This is a genomic window from Mesorhizobium kowhaii (genome assembly GCF_042431665.1).
Lineage (GTDB): Bacteria > Pseudomonadota > Alphaproteobacteria > Rhizobiales > Rhizobiaceae > Mesorhizobium > Mesorhizobium kowhaii.
Window position 1 is genome coordinate 225,871 of record NZ_JBHLYT010000005.1, and the last position, 17,302, is coordinate 243,172.

Genomic DNA, 17,302 nt, shown 5'->3' on the forward strand with positions numbered 1-17,302 from the left:
AATGGGAACGGGGCGTGAGCGAGTTCGACGCCATCTTTGTCGGGGCGGGCCACAACAGTCTGGCATGCGCCGCGCATTTTGCGCTCAAAGGCTGGAAAACCGGGATTTTCGAGCGCAGTGCAACAATCGGCGGCGCCGTCCAGACCCGCGAATTCACCCTTCCGGGCTTCCGCCATGATTTCGGCGCGATGAATTTGAGCTTGTTTGCCGGCTCGGCCTTCCACCGGAAATATGCAAATGAATTGAAAGCTCGGGGGTTGGAGTTCGCGCCGGTCGCCGACTGTTTCGCCAGCGCCTTTCCGGACGGACGCTGGTTCGGCGTCAGCAACGACCTGGAAAAGACCGCTGGACGCATGGCTGCCTTTTCAGCCGCCGATGCCGCAACATGGCGCAGGCTGGTCGCCGCCTTTCCAGCTGAGGCCGAACATCTGTTTCGGCTGCTGGGATCGCCGATGAGCGCCCGCGCGCTTGCCGGCACGGCATGGAACCTGTGGCGCAAGAAGGGTATGTCCGGCGCGCTCGACACCGGCCGGCTGCTGCTGTCGTCGCCGCGCGCCTGGCTGGAGGAAAATTTCGAGTCGCCTTATGTGCGGGCGACGCTCGCCACCTGGGGCATGCATCTCGATTTCGCCCCCGACATCGCCGGCGGTGCCGTGTTCCCCTATCTGGAATCGATGGCCAACCAGAGTTTTGGCATGGTGCTGGGCAAGGGCGGCGCGGATACCATCATTCGCGCTCTGTCGGGCATGGTGACGTCTGCCGGCGGTACAATCGTCACCGGCGCCGAGGTGGCAGAGATCACGGTTTCCGGTGGCAAGGCGACCGGCGTACGGCTCGCTTCCGGTGAGATGCATATCGCCACCAAGGCCGTCATCGCCGGCGTCGCGCCCAAGGCGCTGACCGGCAAGCTGCTTCCCAACGGTTCGGGCGACGCCGGCTTCGATAGCGCAATGCAAAAATTCCGCCACGCACCGGGCACGATGATGATCCATCTGGCGCTCGACGACCTGCCTGACTGGCGCGCCGGCGCCGAGTTGCGGCAGTTTGCCTATGTGCATCTGTCGCCGTCGCTCGACGCCATGTCGCGTACCTATCAGCAGGCGATGGCGGGCCTGCTGCCGGACGAACCTGTGCTGGTCGTCGGCCAGCCGACAGCGATCGATCCGACGCGAGCGCCCGAAGGCAAACACGTGCTGTGGGTGCAAGTGCGCATGCTGCCGGCGGAAATCCTTGGCGACGCGGCGGGCCGGATCGCACCCGCGCATTGGGACAAGGTCAAGGACAACTATGCCGAGCGCGTTCTCGACATCATCGAGAGCTACGCGCCCGGCCTGCGAAACAATATCCTCGGCCGGGCGGTGTTTTCGCCGATCGACCTCGAGCGTGAGAACCCGAACCTCGTCGGCGGCGACCAGGTCTGCGGCAGCCACCATCTGGCGCAGAATTTCCTGTTTCGCCCAGTGCGCGGCTTTGCCGGCTGGAACACCCCTGTCGGCAATCTGCATCTCACGGGCGCCGCGACGTGGCCGGGCGCCGGCACCGGTGCCGCCTCGGGCTACATGCTCGCCCAACAGCTTGGCGGGAGGTAGGAGCCGAAAACGCATTTGGGGTGAAGGAAGGGCAAGGCGCGATTGCCCAAGGAGACCGAACCCACAGATCAGACTGTGACGCCGCGCTGAGAAAACAGAAAGCAACAAGGGGAACGACCATGACAATCAACAGACGCGAATTGCTCGGATACAGTGCCGCGGCACTCGGGTCGGCCGCCATCGGCCTGCCGCAGATCGCCAAGGCCGCCGCCGGCGAGCTGACGATCGCCTACAACGTCAACCTGCCGTCCTGGGATCCGACGACCGGACCCTCGGCCGTCAACCCGACGATCCAGGGCCTCTACCAGTCTGTGTTCGACCAATTCATCCCGCAGAAGCCGGACCTTTCCTTCGCGCCCGGCCTGCTCACCGAATGGGGCTGGAACGACGACCGCACGAAGATCATGATGACGGTGCGCGAAGGCGTGACCTGGCATGACGGCTCGCCGTTCACGGCCGAAGACGTGGTCTGGTCGCTGCAGCGGGCGGGTGACGAAAAGACCGGCAACCCGATCCAGTTCGTCTGGAAAAACGTCAGCAATTTCAAGATCGACGGCAACAAGATCACCGGTGATGTCGTGCAGTTCGACCCGGTGTATTTCAAATGGATGTCGTTCCTGACCGGCTACATCATGCCGAAGGCCTATTACGAGAAAGTCGGCGCCGAAGGTTTTGAGAAGGCGCCGATCGGCACCGGCCCCTATATGGTGGAAAAATTCGAACGCAACGCCTTCCTGCGGCTGAAAGCCAATCCGAACTACTGGGGCGGCAAGCCGGCCTTCGAGAATGTGACGATCAAGTTCGTCGCCGATGCGGCGAGCCGCGTCGCCGAAATCGAGTCCGGCTCCTCGCAGGTGACGCTCGAAATCCCTTATGAGGAGTATGACCGCCTGATCGCCAAGGACGGGCTTGCCGGCACCTGCAAGAACGTCTCCGACATCGGCATGATCTTCTTCAACGACATCGAGGCGATGCTGGACAAGAACGTCCGCCAGGCAGCCGTGATGTCGATCGACAAGAAGCTGCTGGTCGACCGCCTGCTGCGCGGCTATGGCCAGCCGATCGACACGCTGGAGACGCCGGAATACACGGCCTACGATGCGTCGATCAAGGTCGAGCACAATCCGGAAAAGGCCAAGGAACTGCTCGCCGCCTCCGGTTATTCGCCGGAAAAGCCGGTCAAATTCACGATCCAGACGACCAAGGGCTTCAAGCCCAAGGACTATGAGATGATCCAGGCGATCGTCAGCATGTGGCGCAAGGTCGGCATCGAGGCGACGATCGAGGTCTACGAGATCGCCAAGCACTACGAGCTGCGCGCCGCCGACAAGCTGGCGCCGGCCGCCTTCTACAACTGGGGCAACGCGATCGGCGATCCGACCACCTCGACCGGCTTTGCCATGTATGGTCCGAGCCCGCATTCGGTGTGGGACAGCCAGGATTTGATCGACATGATCAACCCGCTGTGGGGCGAGAAGGACGAGGCCAAGCGCATTGCCGGCTGGAAAGCGGTCGACAAATACATCGCCGAGCAGGCCTATGTGCTGCCGCTGATCCAGTATGCGCAGCCGATCGTGCATGCCAAGGGCGTCAACGTCGTCCAGCATGTGTCCGGCGCGTTGCTGCCTGCCCTGATGACCCCGGCCTGAGAAAGGCAAGAAGGCACGCTGCCGCAAGGCGGCGTGTCGCGTTCAACTGCGCAGGCCCCCTCATCCGGCCCTTCGGGCCACCTTCTCCCCGCTGGGGAGAAGGTAATGGCTCAGCCATCAGCGGCCGGATGAGGGGGCAGTTCGTTCCATCCGTCATTGAAACGCATTAGGCTTACGCCACAATGCTTCTGCAAAGATTCCTGATCCGTCTTCTGACGATGCTGGTGACGCTGTTCGGCGTGGCCGTCGTCGTCTTTGTCGTGATCCGCGTTGCGCCGGGCGATCCGATCGCGATGATGCTGCCGCCTGGCGCCACGGATGCCGACATCGCCCGGCTGCGCGCACTCTACGGTCTCGACAAGACCATTGTGCAGCAGTTCTTCATCTGGCTGTCCGGCGTTGCCAGGGGTGATTTCGGCACCTCGATCTCGCTGCGGCAGGACGTGCTCGGTCTTGTCTTCAACCGGCTGCCGGCAACGCTGGAACTTGCCATCGTCGCGCTCATCATGGCGGTGACGATCGGCGGCACGACGGCGATCCTGGGCGCACGCGAGCGCGGCACGGCGGTCGAGGCCGGCATCGACATCGCCAGCGGGGCGGCGCTTTCCATTCCCGATTTCCTGTGGGGCCTGGTGCTGATTCTTTTGTTTGGCGTGCTGGTGCCGATCTTCGACATTTCCGGCCGGGTGTCGCCGCAGCTCGAACTGCCCTTCGTCACCCAGTTCTATCTGTTCGAGAGTATATTGCGGCTGCGCTTCAATCTCACCTGGGATCTCTTGAAGCACATGCTGATGCCGGCGGTTGCGCTGGCGCTGCCGCTCGCCGCGATCATCTCGCAGCTGTTGAAACAATCACTGAAGGAAGTGCTCGACCTCGACTATGTCGTGCTGGCGCGGGTCAAGGGTTTTTCGGAAACGCAGGTCATCCTGCGCGAGGCGCTGAAGAATGCCGCCCTGCCGACACTGACCCTGATTGGCGTGCAGTTCACCTTCCTCATCGGCGGCACGGTCATCGTCGAGCGGCTGTTTTCCTATGAAGGCCTCGGCAATATGGCGATCGATGCCGTCATCAACCGCGACCTGCCGCTGATCCAGGGCATCGTGCTGGTCTTTGCGCTGCTGTTCGTGCTGATCAACCTCACCGTCGACATGATGTCTGCGCTGCTCAATCCGAGGCTGCGCCATGGATGAAGGACGTGCTCCGAGGCGTCGTGTGTCGCCACGCTTGTGGCTGGCCGGCGGCTGGCTGCTGCTGGCGCTGCTGGCCGCGATCTTCGCGCCGCTGGTCGCGCCGCAGGATCCGCTGGCGCAGGACCTGATGCTGGAACGGCTGCCGCCATTCTGGATGAGCGGCGCCGAGCCCGGCTATTGGCTCGGCACCGACAGCCTCGGCCGCGATCTCCTGTCGCGGCTGATCTTCGGCGCCCGCATCGCATTTGTCGTCGCTTTCGCCGCTTCTATCGCGGCGTGCCTGGTCGGCTCGACACTTGGGCTGATATCAGGCTATTTCGGCGGCTGGGCCGACCGCGTCATCTCGCGCGTCGTCGACGTCTGGATGGCGTTTCCACCGGTGCTGTTCGCCATCCTTTTGGTCGCCGTGCTCGGCACCGGGCTCAGCTCCGTCATCATCGCCATCGCCGTCATCGACTGGACGCGTTTCTGCCGGGTGATCCGGGCCGAGACTATGGGCCAGTCGCGCATGGACTATGTCGAGAATGCCCGCATCGCCGGCTATGGCCGCATCGGCATCATGCTGCGCGAAGTGCTGCCCAATGTGGTGCCGTCGATCGTCGCCCTGCTGTCGCTGGAAATGGGCATCGCCGTCATCGTCGAGGCGATCCTGTCCTTCGTCAATTTGTCGATCTCGACCGACGATCCGACCTGGGGCGGCATCATCGCCGAGGGCCGGCTGTCCATCCACCAGGCCTGGTGGGTGCTGGTGTTCCCGCTGATCACGCTGATCCTCACCGTGCTGTCGTTCAGCCAGTTCGGCGAGGCGCTGAAGACGCGTTTCGACCCGGTGCTGCGATGAGCGCCTGCCTCGACATCAGCGGCTTGAGTGCCGTGCTGCCGAACGGCCAGCGCGTGCTGCGCTCGGTGTCGCTGTGCGTTCAGCCAGGCGAGGTCCGCGCGCTGGTCGGCGAGAGCGGCGCCGGCAAGACGATGATCGGCAAGGCGGTGCTCGGTGTCCTGCCGTCGAGCGTGCGCATTGTCGAAGGCGATATAAGGCTTGAGGGCGAAGACCTCGGCAGACTGCAGCCGAAGGCAAGGCGCACGCTGATCGGCGCACGCACCGCGCTGATCCCGCAGGATCCGCTGACCGCGCTTAACCCGTCACGCCGCATCGGTTCGCAGATGACCGACCGGCTGGTGCGCATCCTGGGCTGGAGTGGCGAGAGGGCCGATACCCGAATTCGCCAATTGCTGGACGAGGTGCAGATTCGCGACCCCGACCGCGTGCTGAAAAGCTATCCGCACGAGCTTTCCGGCGGCATGCGCCAACGGGTGCTGATCGCCGCCGCCTTCGCCGCCGAACCACGGCTGATCGTCGCCGACGAACCGACGACTGCGCTCGATGTGACGGTGCAGAAGCAGATCCTGCGGCTGATCGTGCAGCTGCAGCGCGAGCACGGCACAGCGATCCTGTTCGTTACCCACGATCTCGGCGTCGTCGCCAAGATCAGCCAGAAGGTCTCGGTGCTCTATGCCGGCAAGGTGGTCGAAGAGGCCGAAACTGCTGCTCTCTTCGCCGCGCCGCAGCACTCCTACACACGGGCGCTGATGGCCGCCACGCCGCGCTACACCGATCCCTTCGCCTCACTGAAGCCGGTGGACGAGGCGGTGCTGGCCGGGCTTGCCGCCGAGATCGCCGCCGCCGATCAGGCCTGGAGGCGGCCCCATGGCTGAGCCGCTGTTTTCCGTGCGCGGGCTCAAGGTCGCGCTGCCCGACATGACGCGCAAGCCGCTGATCGGTCGCGCGCCCTTGGCTGAGATCCTGAAGGGCCTGGATTTCGACCTGCCCAGGGGCTCGGTGACCGGCATCGTCGGTGAATCCGGATCGGGCAAGTCGACGCTCGGCCGCGCCCTGGTGCGTCTCCTGGAACCCAGCGCCGGCAGCATCAGCTTCGATGGCCGCGACATCACGCATCTGCCGGAGGCGGAGCTCAGACCACTGCGCCGCAACCTGCAGATGATCTTCCAGGATCCGATGTCGTCGCTCAACCCGCGCCGCACCATTGCCAGCATCATCGCCGCGCCGCTGAAGCAGAATGGCCTTGGCGACAATCTCAAGGCGCGCGTCGCCGAAGCGCTGCAGCGGGTCGGCCTGCCGCAAAGCTTCGCCAGCCGCTACCGCCACGAACTGTCGGGCGGCCAGCGCCAGCGCGTCGGCATTGCCCGCGCGCTGGCGCTGTCGCCGAAATTCGTGCTGGCCGATGAGATCGTCTCTGGCCTCGACGTGTCGACCCAGGCACAGATCCTGACCTTGCTGGAAAGACTGGCGGCCGAGATGGGCCTGACCGTCGCCTTCATCAGCCACGATCTGTCGGTGATCCGGCGGCTGTGCCGGCAAGTGATCGTCATGCGCGAAGGTGTGATCGTCGAAGCGAGCGCCACCGATGCCTTGTTCGACAAGCCACGGCAGGCCTACACGCGCGACTTGATCTCGGCGATCCCGCTGCCCGAAATCGATGCCGGCTGGCTGGACATCCCTTCCGCTGCAAAGGCGCCGACATGAACGCATATGCACGCCGAAAAGCGGGCCTCGGACGTGCGACCGGCAAATGACCAGCACCCGCCAATGGAGGAGGACTGACATGAAGATGGTACTTCGAAATGCAACGCTCGCTGTGGCGATGTTGGGCGGCGCCGGCATGGCCACCGCAAGCTCGATACCCGGCATGCGCGGCCACGACCACACCGGCATCACGGTTCCCGATATGAAGCAGGCGGTCGACTTCTTCACCGAGGTGGTCGGCTGCAAGAAGGCGATGTCGTTCGGTCCGTTCGCCGACGACAAGGGCACCTTCATGCAGGATGTTCTGGGCGTCGACCCGAAGGCTGTGATCGAGCAGATCACCATGGTTCGCTGCGGCACCGGATCGAACATCGAATTGTTCAAATACACCGCGCCCGACCAGAAGGATCTGACGCCGCGCAACAGCGACATAGGCGGCTTCCACATCGCCTTCTATGTCGATGACGTCGCCGCCGCCAAAGCCTATCTCGACGCCAAGGGCGTCAAGACGCGCATGGGGCCGATACCGGTTTCCGAAGGGCCGGCCGCCGGCCAGACCATTCTCTACTTCCAGGCACCTTGGGGTCTGCAGCTGGAAGCGATCAGTTACCCCTCGGGAATGGCTTACGAGAAAGGCGCCGAGACCGTGCTGTGGAGCCCGAAGAACCCGGAAAAATGATTGGAAGACGCGCTTGCGCCACAACACGCAAGCGCGCCTTCGTGCTATCCGGATAATCATTTCGATATGAAACTTTAAGCTTGAAATAATTTGCCTCCGGCGCGATACTAAAAACCAGCAAGCGAAGAGGAGATCGCACAAATGAAGGTTGCGGTTCTCGGCGGCGGACCAGCCGGCCTCTACTTTGCCATCTCCATGAAGCTGAGGGACGCCGCGCACGAGGTGACGGTGTTCGAACGCAACCGCGCCGACGACACGTTCGGCTGGGGCGTCGTGCTGTCGGCCGAGACGCTCGACAATTTGTCGAAGAACGATCCGGTCAGCGCCGTCTGGATCAAGAAGCATTTCGCCTATTGGGACGACATCGCCGTCATCCATGACGGCGTGCGCACGGTTTCGACCGGACACGGTTTCTGCGGCATCGGCCGCAAGCGGCTGCTGGTCCTGCTGCAGCGGCGCGCGCGCGAACTCGGCGTCAGGCTGATGTTCGAGACCGACATCGCCGACCCCAAACCCTACATGGCGACGCATGACCTGGTCGTCGCCGCCGATGGGTTGAATTCCAAAGCGCGCAACACCTTCGTCGACATCTTCAAGCCCGACATCGACACCCGCAAATGCAAGTTCGTCTGGCTCGGCACCAACCAGAAATTCGACGACGCTTTCACCTTCATCTTCGAGAAGACCGAGCATGGCTGGGTGTGGGCACACGCCTACCAGTTCGACAGCGACACGGCGACGTTCATCGTCGAGTGCAGCGAACAGACTTGGGCTGCCTTCGGCTTCGGCGCGATGTCGCAACAGGAATCGATCGCGGTCTGCGAGCGCATCTTCGCCAAGCATCTTGGCGGCCATGCGCTGATGACCAATGCCAACCACATCCGTGGCTCGGCCTGGATCAATTTCCCGCGCGTGCTGTGCGAGCGCTGGTCCTACAAGAATCTGGCGCTGATGGGCGATGCGGCGGCATCGGCGCATTTCTCGATCGGCTCGGGCACCAAACTGGCGCTGGAGAGCGCGGTGGCGCTGGCCGAGTATGTCGAGTCGGAGCCGGATCTCGACGCCGCGTTTCGCAAATATGAGGATGCCCGCCGCACCGAAGTGCTGAAGCTGCAATCGGCGGCGCGCAATTCGCTCGAATGGTTCGAGGAGGTCGAGCGCTATCTCGGCCTCGATCCGGTGCAGTTCAACTATTCGCTGCTGACCCGCTCCCAACGCATCAGCCACGAGAATTTGCGGCTGCGCGATGCCGCATGGCTGGGCGGCGCGGAGGAATGGTTCCAGCGCCAGGCGGGCGCCGGCGGCAACAGCCTGCGCCGCGCGCCGATGTTCGCACCCTTCAAGCTGCGCGACATGACACTGCAGAACCGCATCGTCGTCTCGCCGATGGCGCAGTACAAGGCTATCGACGGCTGTCCGACCGACTGGCATTTCACCCACTACGCCGAACGCGCCAAGGGTGGCGCCGGCCTTATCTATATCGAGATGACCTGCGTCAGTCCCGAGGGGCGCATCACACCAGGCTGTCCCGGGTTCTATGCGCCAGAGCATGAGGTGGCGTGGAAGCGGCTGGTCGATTTCGTCCACACCGAGACCGAGGCGAAGATCTGCGCCCAGATCGGCCATTCCGGCGCCAAGGGCTCGACCCGGCTCGGCTGGGAGGGCACGGATGTACCGCTTAGCTCAGGCAACTGGCCGGTGATGGCTGCATCGGCCGTGGCGTGGTCGCCGCAGAACCAGGTGCCGAAGGCGATGGACAGCGCCGACATGGACAAAGTGCGCGACGAATTCGTGGCCTCGGCCGAAATGGGTGATCGCTGCGGCTTCGACATGCTCGAGATCCATGCCGCGCACGGCTATCTCCTGTCGTCCTTCATCACGCCAGTCACCAACCGGCGCACCGACGCCTATGGCGGTTCGCTCGAGAACCGCATGCGCTACCCCCTCGAGATCTTCCATGCGGTGCGCGCCGCCTGGCCGGCGGAGAAGCCGATCTCGATGCGCATTTCGGCCAATGACTGGGTCGGCATCGAGGGCGTGACGCCGGCCGACGCGGTCGAGATCGCGCGGCTGCTGCATGAGGCCGGGGTCGACATCTGCGACGTCTCGGCCGGCCAGACCTCGGCATTGGCAAAGCCGGTCTACGGCCGCATGTTCCAGACGCCGTTTTCCGACCGCATCCGCAACGAGGTCGGCATGGCGACGATGGCAGTCGGCAACATCTACGAACCAGACCATGTCAATTCGATCCTGATGGCCGGCCGCGCCGATCTCGTGGCGCTGGCACGGCCGCACCTCGCCGATCCCTACTGGACGCTGCATGCCGCCGTGACACTCGGCGACCGTGGCGTCAAATGGCCAGACCCCTATCTGCCTGGGCGCGACCAGCTCTACCGGCTGGCCGAGCGCGACGCCGCGGCGGGGCTGAAAGTATGACGGCCGCCACGACGATTGCGGGCAAGCACGCGCTGGTCACCGGCGGTGGCTCCGGCGTCGGCCGGGCCATCGCGCTGGCGCTCGCAGGCGCGGGCATCGACGTGACTATCTGCGGCCGCCGCCAGGCGGAACTCGCCAAGGTGGCTGGCGAAAGCGACCGCATCTTCGGCATTGCCGCCGACGTCACCAACGAGGCGGCCATGGCGTCGCTCTATGAGACGGCGGAAGCCGCGCGCGGGCCGATCGACATCGTCGTCGCCAATGCCGGGATGGCAGGCAGCGTAGCGGCGCACAAGACCACGCTTGCCGACTGGCAGCGGACCCTCGACGTCAACCTGACCGGAGCCTTCCTGACGGTGAAGCCGGCGCTGGCCGGCATGGCGGCGCGAAAGGCGGGGCGGATCGTCTTCATCGCTTCCACGGCCGGCCTGAAAGGCTACGCCTATGTCGCGCCCTATGTCGCCGCCAAGCATGGCGTCGTCGGCCTGATGCGGGCGCTGGCGGCTGAGACGGCGAAATCCGGCGTCACCGTCAACGCGGTGTGCCCGGGTTTTGTGGAAACCGAGATGCTGGAGGAGTCCATTCAGCGTATCATCGAAAAGACCGGCCGCTCAGTCGAGCAGGCACGGTCGAGCCTCGCCTCGACCAACCCGCAAGGCCGCTTCATCCAGCCGCAAGAAATTGCCGCCGCCGTGCTGTGGCTGTGTGGCGATGCTGCGGCGTCGATCACCGGACAGGCGATTTCCATTTCAGGAGGCGAAACATGGTAGCCGGCCCCCTGCCCGCGCCGTCGGGACCCGGCAAGGACCGCTTGCGCCTCTGGATAAGGCTGCTGCGTGCCTCGCGCACGATCGAGGCCGAATTGCGCGAGCGCCTGAAGAAGGAGTTCAACACGACGCTGCCGCGCTTCGACGTGATGGCCGCACTCTATCGCGCGCCGGAAGGCATGCTGATGAGCGACCTGTCGCGCTTCCTGCTGGTGTCCAACGGCAATGTCACTGGCATTGTCGACCGGCTCGTATCGGAGGGACTTGTCGCCCGCGCGAGGCGCAATGGCGACCGCCGCACCTCGATGGTGCGGCTGACCGAGGAAGGTGTGAGGTCTTTCGGCATCATCGCCGCGGCGCATGAAGGCTGGATCGGTGAATTGCTGGGCAAGGTAAGCGAGGACGACGCGCGCCGGCTGACCGGCATGCTGACCTCGTTCCGCAGCAACTGGGAGGGACGCGAATGACCGGGATGGCCGGCCTCATGCCGAAGCATTTCCTCTGGCAGGTCGAGGGCAGGATCGCAAAGGTCCGGCTCGACCGGCCCGAGCGCAAGAACCCGCTGACCTTCGACAGCTATGCCGAGTTGCGCGACACGTTCCGCGACCTCGTCTATGCCGACGACGTCGACGCCGTGGTGTTCCTCTCCAATGGCGGCAATTTCTGCTCCGGCGGCGATGTCCACGACATCATCGGGCCGCTGGTCAAGATGGACATGAAGCAGCTTCTCGCCTTCACCCGCATGACCGGCGATTTCGTCAAGGCAATGCTGAATTGCGGCAAGCCGATCATTGCGGCGGTCGACGGTGTCGCCGTCGGCGCCGGCGCCATCATCGCCATGAGCTCCGATATCCGTATCGCCACGCCGGAAGCCAAGACGGCCTTCCTGTTCACCCGCGTCGGCCTCGCTGGCTGCGACATGGGCGCCTGCGCGATCCTGCCGCGCATCATCGGCCAGGGCCGCGCCGCTGAACTGCTCTACACCGGCCGCACCATGACGGCGGCGGAAGGCGAGCGCTGGGGTTTCTACAACCGGCTGGTCGATGCCGCCTCGCTGGAGGCCGACGCGCTCGACATGGCGGCGCGCATCGTCTCCGGCCCGACCTTCGCCCACGGCATCACCAAGACGCAGCTCAACCAGGAATGGTCGATGGGTCTCGAACAGGCGATCGAGGCGGAAGCGCAGGCGCAAGCGATCTGCATGCAGACGCGCGATTTCGAGCGCGCCTACAAGGCGTTCGTGGCCAAGGACAAGCCGGTGTTCGAGGGCAATTGATGGCTGACAAGAGTTTCCTCAACTGGCCGTTCTTTGAAGATCGTCATCGCGAACTGGCCGAACGGCTGGACGAATGGTGTGCGAAAAACCTGCCGGTCGATCACCATGAGGTCGATGCCGCCTGCCGCGAGCTGGTGGGCAAGCTCGGCAGGGACGGCTGGCTGAAGCCGACGGCTGTAGACACGGACAATCCCGGCCCCCTCGACGTGCGCACTCTGTGCATCACGCGCGAGACGCTCGCCCGCCATGATGGGCTCGCCGATTTCGCCTTCGCCATGCAAGGGCTGGGCACCGGCGCGCTCAGCCTGTTCGGCACGCCCGAACAGCAGCAATGGCTGGCAAAGACACGGGCCGGCGAGGCGATTTCCGCCTTCGCCTTGTCGGAACCGCGCTCGGGATCGGATGTCGCCAACACCGAGATGACGGCGAGCCGCGACGGCGATAGCTACATTTTGTCCGGCGAAAAGACTTGGATCTCCAATGGCGGCATCGCCGATCTCTATGTCGTCTTTGCCCGCACCGGCGAAGCACCGGGCGCCAAGGGGCTCTCCGCCTTTCTGGTGCCGGGTGACGCCAAAGGCCTTGGCATCGCTGAACGCCTCGAAGTGATCGCGCCGCATCCGCTGGCGCGGCTGTCGTTCGACCAGGTCCGCCTGCCCGCCTCGGCGCTGATCGGCAAGCCCGGCGACGGCTTCCGCATCGCCATGTCGGTGCTCGACGTGTTCCGCTCGACTGTGGGTGCGGCAGCGCTCGGCTTTGCCCGCCGCGCACTGGATGAAAGCATCAAAAGGGTGGCCGAACGCAAACTGTTCGGCGCACCGATGGCCGAACTGCAAATGGTGCAGGGCCATATCGCCGACATGGCGCTGGACGTCGATGCGGCAGCGCTTCTGGTCTGCCGCGCCGCCTGGACCAAGGACATGGGTGCCGCACGCGTCACCCGCGAGGCGGCGATGGCCAAACTGTTCGCCACCGACAAGGCGCAAGAGGTGATCGACAAGGCCGTACAGCTGCATGGCGGCGACGGCGTTCGCAAAGGCCATATCGTCGAAAGCCTGTATCGCGAGATCCGCGCGCTGCGCATCTATGAGGGCGCTTCCGACGTGCAGAAAGTGGTGATTGCGCGACAGGTGATGGGCGCGGCCTGACGGCAGGAAATTGACGGGCATTCGATTTTGAGAATTGGTTTTTGGACTACCGGGAGGTTTTGAATGCACGAGATTCTGCAGCCGGAAGGCTGGGCAAAACCTGTCGGCTACGCCAACGGCGTCGCGGCGCACGGCAAGCTCATTTTCGTTGGCGGACAGGTCGGCTGGAACGGCCAGTGCCAGTTCGAGACCGATGATTTCGTCGGCCAGGTGCGGCAGACGCTTGAGAACATCGTGGCGGTGCTGGCGGAAGCCGGGGCCGGGCCGCAGCACATCACCTCGATGACCTGGTATTTCACCGACAAGGCCGAATACCTGGCCAACCTCAGGGGTATCGGCGAGGCCTATCGCGAGGTGATCGGCCGGCATTTTCCGGCGATGGCCGCCATGCAGGTGATGGCGCTGGTCGAGGACCGAGCCAAGGTCGAGATCCAGGCCACAGCCGTCATTCCAGAGTAAGGTGCGTCGATATTCAGGTGAGGCCGGCCTGCAAACGGCAGCTTCCTGCGCTTCCGGTGCTCACGTACTTCAAGTACGCTCCGCTCCGGTTCTCGGAAGCCACCATTCTCGACACGGCCTGACCTGAATCTCAACGCACCTTGGGCTATCCGCGAAGGCCCGCCTGCTTCAAAATGGGCAGCACGTGATCGCAGAAATAGGGCAGTTCCTGCGTGTAGTTGACAAAGGACATAGCGATCCCTTGATAGCCCTGCTCGGCAATGGCGATCATGTCGGCGGCGATCGTTTCCGGCGTGCCAATCAAAGGGTAAGTGCCGGCGCCGCCGGCGAAACGCTGCCGGTAGCGGTCATAGGCGTGCGGGTCGTGCGATTGCGAGAATTCCTTCTTGCCGGCCATGTGGGCATCGACCGCATCATGGTCGGCCATATCAACGGCATAGCGCGTGTAGTAGGCCCGCGCCTCTTCCATCGTCGGGCGGCAGACAACATGCGCCACCGTGTAGACGCCGACATCGCGGCCCGCCTTGTCGGCGCGCTCGCGAATGTCGGCGACGTGCTTGCCGGCGTCAGACATTTCCGAAAAGGTCGTGAACAGATAGTCGCATCTGGCGGCGGCGAAATCCCGGCCCGGCCCGCCGAAAGCGGCGTTCATCGTCACCGGGCGCGGAACCTGCAGACTGGCCGGACGGCTCACCGCCTCCTTGAGGCGATAATAGGTGCCTTCATAATCGAGAGGCTCGCCCGACGCATAAAGCCTTTCGAGGATCTCGATCCATTCGGCCGCCTGGTCGTAGCCCTTTTCCACCAGGGGCGTGCCGAACATGCCGAATTCCTTCGGGTTCCAGCCGCAGACGATGTTGAGCCCGGCGCGGCCATGGCTGATGTGGTCGACCGTCGCCAGCGCCTTGGCGGCGTAGAGCGGATGCACGAGCGGCACATGCACGGTCATGAACAGGCCGATCTGCTCGGTGGCCGTGGCAAGTGCCGCCGCCCAGGTGAAGGTCTCGAACGACCACTCGCGCACCTTGTTGCGGCCGCCAAAGCCGCGCCAGCGCGCGATCGGCAGCATGAATTCCAGCCCGGCGCGGTCGGCGACCTGCGCCGCCGTCAGATTGTCCTGCCAGCTTGCCATCCAGCGTTCCGGCACATCGGTGATGGCAAGCCCGCCATCGGCATTGGTCGAAAAGACGCCGAGCTTCAGTTTGTTCGGGCCGTGCAGGGGATACGTTTTCATCATGTCTCGAACTCGCGGCGGGAGAGCACACGCTAGGCCCGCGCGAAAATATTTCAAGCATGAAATAGCTTCGCCTCGCGATGGTTTGCGGATATGGATTCTGGCAAAGCGAGAAAGGGATGGGCATGAGCGAGTTCCGTCAGAAATGCATCGGCAAGACGAACCTCGTCGGTTCCTTTGTCGCCATTCCCCATCCCGTCGCGGTCGAAGTGATGGCGCAGTCCGGTCTCGATTTTCTCTGCATCGACTGGGAACATGCCCAGATATCGCGCGACATGATCGAGACCATGGTGCGTGCGGCCGACTTGCATCGCGTGCCAGCGATGGTGCGCGTTCCCGGCCATGCGCCGGAAGCGATCCAGACCGCGCTGGACAGCGGCGCGCAAGGCGTGCTGATCCCACGCGTCTCGACTGCCGCCCAGGCGGCGATGGCCGTCAAAGCCTCGCGCTATCCGCCGCGGGGCGAGCGCGGCGTCGGACCCGGCCGGGCCGCAGGCTACGGCTATCGCATTCCCGAATATCTCGCCGGCGCCAATGACAGGATCGTCGTCGCGGTCCAGGTCGAGACCGCCGAAGGGCTGGCCAACATCGAAGCGATCGCGGCCGTCGACGGCGTCGACGTGATCTTCGTCGGACCCGGCGATCTTTCGGTGTCGATCGATGCGATCGGACCGAAAGGCACCGACAAGCTCACCGAGGCGATCCGCAGGATCATCGGCGTGACGGTTGCTCACGGCAGGACATCAGGCATCTTCTGCGCAAAGCCGCAGGACGTGGTCCAGTGGGCAGCCATCGGCGCCAGCTTCTTCGTGCTGGTCAGCGACACGATGTTTCTCGGCGCGGGCGCTGCTGCCGGCACCTCCGCCGCCCGCGCCGAGCTGACCTGAGACGGCCGCAGCTAGGCAAAAAGGCGTATCGGCCGAGCAACAGGCCGGTCAAACTTTTTAAGCTTAAAACTTTCGCCTTGAAAAGCGCCGCGCTTTGGATAAGCATTCCAAGATCGATGGCGACTGCCGTGCCGGATGGGCTTGCCGGCCAATCCATCGTGGTGCTCCGGGTGGGAGGGGTTTCAGTCCTTGTCGTTCATACTGCCCCAATCATCGTCCAGCGCGCGCTATGCTTTCGATGGCGTGCGCGCCCAAATTCGTGATCTTCACACCGAAAACATCGCCAACCTTGCCGTGCGGGCGCGCGAGCTCGGCGACGTCATCGCGCTCTGGTATGGCGAAGGCGACATGGTGACGCCCGCCTTCATCCGCGATGCGGCCAAGGCGGCCTTCGATGAAGGCCTGACTTTCTACATTCCCAACATGCGCGGCCATGGCCCCCTGAATGAGGCACTGTCGGAGTACCAGACGCGCATCCATGGCCGGCCGATCCCGGTCGCGTGCACCACGGTCACGCCGGGCGGCATGCAGGCGCTGTATCTGGCGCTGGAACTGCTGGTCGATACCGGCACCAACGTCGTCTATGTCGCGCCGCAATGGCCCAACATCCACAACGCCATCCACCTGATCGGCGGCGAGCCGCGGCCGTTTTCACTCGACTTCAACGGCGACTGGCATCTGGACCTCGACCGGTTGTTTGCGACCTGCGATGCGCGCACGCGGGCGATCTTCCTGTCGACGCCGTCCAACCCGACCGGCTGGACCGCCTCAGATGAAGAAATGCGCGCGCTGCTCGACTTCAGCCGGCGCACCGGCATCTGGATCATCTCCGACGAGGTCTACGGCCGGCTCTATTTCGACGGCGACGTTGCTCCCTCGATCCTGCAGATCGCCGAGGACGGCGACCGGGTGCTGTCGGTCAACAGCTTCTCCAAGGCCTGGGCGATGACCGGCTGGCGCATCGGCTGGCTGACGCATCCGTCCGGGGTGGCCGACCAGCTCGGCGCCATGACGCAATATGTCAACAGCGGCACCGCCGCGCCAATCCAGGCCGGTGCGGTTGCAGCGATCCGCCAGGGCGAGCCGCTGGTCGAGGAGATCAGGCAACGGATCAGGACCGGCCTTGACCTCGCCTATGACAGGCTGGCGCAGATTCCGGGCGTCATTCTGCCGACGAAACCGCGCGGCGGCATGTATGCCTTCTTTGCCATGGAAGGCGAGAGCGATGCACGTCGCGCCTGCGCCAGGATTCTTGAGACGGCGCGCGTCGGGCTGGCACCCGGCCATCTCTTTGGAAGTTCGGCAACGGCCTTCCTGCGGATGTGCGTGTGCCGAGAACGCGAAGAGATAGCGACCGCACTCGACCGCATGGTCGCGGCCATGAATTGACGCCCTGCCGAAAAGTGGGGCGGCAAGAAACCGTGCGGGGCCAACCCCGCCCGA

Annotated in this window: 16 protein-coding genes; 15 read left to right on the forward strand and 1 reads right to left on the reverse strand. The window is 64.2% G+C overall.

The genetic code is table 11. The features are described from left to right. Positions 1-14: 14 nt before the first annotated feature. From ACFFNA_RS04610 to ACFFNA_RS04670, 13 genes are all read left to right on the forward strand, one after another. Positions 15-1,589, forward strand: a complete 1,575-nt coding sequence (locus tag ACFFNA_RS04610) for a phytoene desaturase family protein (protein ID WP_378915959.1) — start codon at positions 15-17, stop codon at positions 1,587-1,589. A gap of 119 nt (positions 1,590-1,708) precedes the next feature. Next, positions 1,709-3,238: an ABC transporter substrate-binding protein gene (locus tag ACFFNA_RS04615; RefSeq protein ID WP_378915962.1), complete on the forward strand. Its 1,530-nt coding sequence runs from the start codon at positions 1,709-1,711 to the stop codon at positions 3,236-3,238. Between the two features lie 182 nt (positions 3,239-3,420). Further along, positions 3,421-4,428 (forward strand): ABC transporter permease, encoded by a 1,008-nt coding sequence (locus ACFFNA_RS04620; RefSeq protein ID WP_378915964.1) that lies wholly within the window; start codon positions 3,421-3,423, stop codon positions 4,426-4,428. Then, entirely contained in the window at positions 4,421-5,269 is an 849-nt protein-coding gene (locus ACFFNA_RS04625; protein ID WP_378915967.1) for an ABC transporter permease, read from the forward strand. Before ACFFNA_RS04620 ends, ACFFNA_RS04625 begins: the two co-directional genes overlap by 8 nt. After that, positions 5,266-6,144: an ABC transporter ATP-binding protein gene (locus ACFFNA_RS04630; RefSeq protein ID WP_378915969.1), complete on the forward strand. Its 879-nt coding sequence runs from the start codon at positions 5,266-5,268 to the stop codon at positions 6,142-6,144. Before ACFFNA_RS04625 ends, ACFFNA_RS04630 begins: the two co-directional genes overlap by 4 nt. Continuing rightward, a complete protein-coding gene (locus ACFFNA_RS04635) occupies positions 6,137-6,973 on the forward strand; it encodes an ATP-binding cassette domain-containing protein (RefSeq protein ID WP_378915971.1) in 837 nt (278 codons plus the stop codon). The genes ACFFNA_RS04630 and ACFFNA_RS04635 overlap by 8 nt, the downstream gene beginning before the upstream one ends. 85 nt (positions 6,974-7,058) lie before the next feature. Beyond that, positions 7,059-7,652, forward strand: a complete 594-nt coding sequence (locus ACFFNA_RS04640; protein ID WP_378916389.1) for a VOC family protein — start codon at positions 7,059-7,061, stop codon at positions 7,650-7,652. Between the two features lie 141 nt (positions 7,653-7,793). After that, positions 7,794-10,088, forward strand: a complete 2,295-nt coding sequence (locus ACFFNA_RS04645; protein WP_378915974.1) for a bifunctional salicylyl-CoA 5-hydroxylase/oxidoreductase — start codon at positions 7,794-7,796, stop codon at positions 10,086-10,088. Next, positions 10,085-10,858, forward strand: a complete 774-nt coding sequence (locus ACFFNA_RS04650) for an SDR family NAD(P)-dependent oxidoreductase (RefSeq protein ID WP_111544751.1) — start codon at positions 10,085-10,087, stop codon at positions 10,856-10,858. Before ACFFNA_RS04645 ends, ACFFNA_RS04650 begins: the two co-directional genes overlap by 4 nt. Beyond that, on the forward strand, positions 10,852-11,322 hold the full coding sequence (locus ACFFNA_RS04655; protein WP_378915977.1) for a MarR family winged helix-turn-helix transcriptional regulator: 471 nt from the start codon (positions 10,852-10,854) through the stop codon (positions 11,320-11,322). Before ACFFNA_RS04650 ends, ACFFNA_RS04655 begins: the two co-directional genes overlap by 7 nt. Beyond that, positions 11,319-12,131, forward strand: coding sequence for an enoyl-CoA hydratase family protein (locus tag ACFFNA_RS04660; RefSeq protein ID WP_111544753.1), 813 nt, complete (start codon positions 11,319-11,321; stop codon positions 12,129-12,131). The genes ACFFNA_RS04655 and ACFFNA_RS04660 overlap by 4 nt, the downstream gene beginning before the upstream one ends. Further along, positions 12,131-13,279 (forward strand): acyl-CoA dehydrogenase family protein, encoded by a 1,149-nt coding sequence (locus tag ACFFNA_RS04665; protein ID WP_378915980.1) that lies wholly within the window; start codon positions 12,131-12,133, stop codon positions 13,277-13,279. The genes ACFFNA_RS04660 and ACFFNA_RS04665 overlap by 1 nt, the downstream gene beginning before the upstream one ends. Positions 13,280-13,342: 63 nt before the next feature. Then, on the forward strand, positions 13,343-13,738 hold the full coding sequence (locus tag ACFFNA_RS04670; RefSeq protein WP_111544755.1) for a RidA family protein: 396 nt from the start codon (positions 13,343-13,345) through the stop codon (positions 13,736-13,738). A 145-nt stretch (positions 13,739-13,883) separates the two neighbouring features. On the opposite strand, the gene ACFFNA_RS04675 is transcribed toward ACFFNA_RS04670, so the two are convergent. Further along, positions 13,884-14,975 carry an LLM class flavin-dependent oxidoreductase gene (locus ACFFNA_RS04675; RefSeq protein ID WP_378915982.1) on the reverse strand — a complete coding sequence of 364 codons (1,092 nt, stop codon included), beginning with the start codon at positions 14,973-14,975 and terminating at the stop codon, positions 13,884-13,886. A 122-nt stretch (positions 14,976-15,097) separates the two neighbouring features. Here ACFFNA_RS04675 and ACFFNA_RS04680 point away from each other — a divergent pair, with 122 nt between their 5' ends. After that, on the forward strand, positions 15,098-15,859 hold the full coding sequence (locus tag ACFFNA_RS04680) for an HpcH/HpaI aldolase family protein (RefSeq protein ID WP_378915984.1): 762 nt from the start codon (positions 15,098-15,100) through the stop codon (positions 15,857-15,859). A 189-nt stretch (positions 15,860-16,048) separates the two neighbouring features. Next, a complete protein-coding gene (locus tag ACFFNA_RS04685; RefSeq protein ID WP_378915987.1) occupies positions 16,049-17,248 on the forward strand; it encodes a pyridoxal phosphate-dependent aminotransferase in 1,200 nt (399 codons plus the stop codon). Positions 17,249-17,302 lie beyond the last annotated feature (54 nt).

Bases quoted from the DNA above. Each gene is read 5' to 3' on its own strand.
- ACFFNA_RS04615 (WP_378915962.1), top strand. From the start codon at position 1,709: ATGACAATCAACAGACGCGAATTGCTCGGATACAGTGCCGCGGCACTC.
- ACFFNA_RS04620 (WP_378915964.1), top strand. From the start codon at position 3,421: ATGCTTCTGCAAAGATTCCTGATCCGTCTTCTGACGATGCTGGTGACG.
- ACFFNA_RS04625 (WP_378915967.1), top strand. From the start codon at position 4,421: ATGGATGAAGGACGTGCTCCGAGGCGTCGTGTGTCGCCACGCTTGTGG.
- ACFFNA_RS04630 (WP_378915969.1), top strand. From the start codon at position 5,266: ATGAGCGCCTGCCTCGACATCAGCGGCTTGAGTGCCGTGCTGCCGAAC.
- ACFFNA_RS04635 (WP_378915971.1), top strand. From the start codon at position 6,137: ATGGCTGAGCCGCTGTTTTCCGTGCGCGGGCTCAAGGTCGCGCTGCCC.
- ACFFNA_RS04640 (WP_378916389.1), top strand. From the start codon at position 7,059: ATGGTACTTCGAAATGCAACGCTCGCTGTGGCGATGTTGGGCGGCGCC.
- ACFFNA_RS04645 (WP_378915974.1), top strand. From the start codon at position 7,794: ATGAAGGTTGCGGTTCTCGGCGGCGGACCAGCCGGCCTCTACTTTGCC.
- ACFFNA_RS04650 (WP_111544751.1), top strand. From the start codon at position 10,085: ATGACGGCCGCCACGACGATTGCGGGCAAGCACGCGCTGGTCACCGGC.
- ACFFNA_RS04655 (WP_378915977.1), top strand. From the start codon at position 10,852: ATGGTAGCCGGCCCCCTGCCCGCGCCGTCGGGACCCGGCAAGGACCGC.
- ACFFNA_RS04660 (WP_111544753.1), top strand. From the start codon at position 11,319: ATGACCGGGATGGCCGGCCTCATGCCGAAGCATTTCCTCTGGCAGGTC.
- ACFFNA_RS04665 (WP_378915980.1), top strand. From the start codon at position 12,131: ATGGCTGACAAGAGTTTCCTCAACTGGCCGTTCTTTGAAGATCGTCAT.
- ACFFNA_RS04670 (WP_111544755.1), top strand. From the start codon at position 13,343: ATGCACGAGATTCTGCAGCCGGAAGGCTGGGCAAAACCTGTCGGCTAC.
- ACFFNA_RS04675 (WP_378915982.1), bottom strand. From the start codon at position 14,975: ATGATGAAAACGTATCCCCTGCACGGCCCGAACAAACTGAAGCTCGGC.
- ACFFNA_RS04680 (WP_378915984.1), top strand. From the start codon at position 15,098: ATGAGCGAGTTCCGTCAGAAATGCATCGGCAAGACGAACCTCGTCGGT.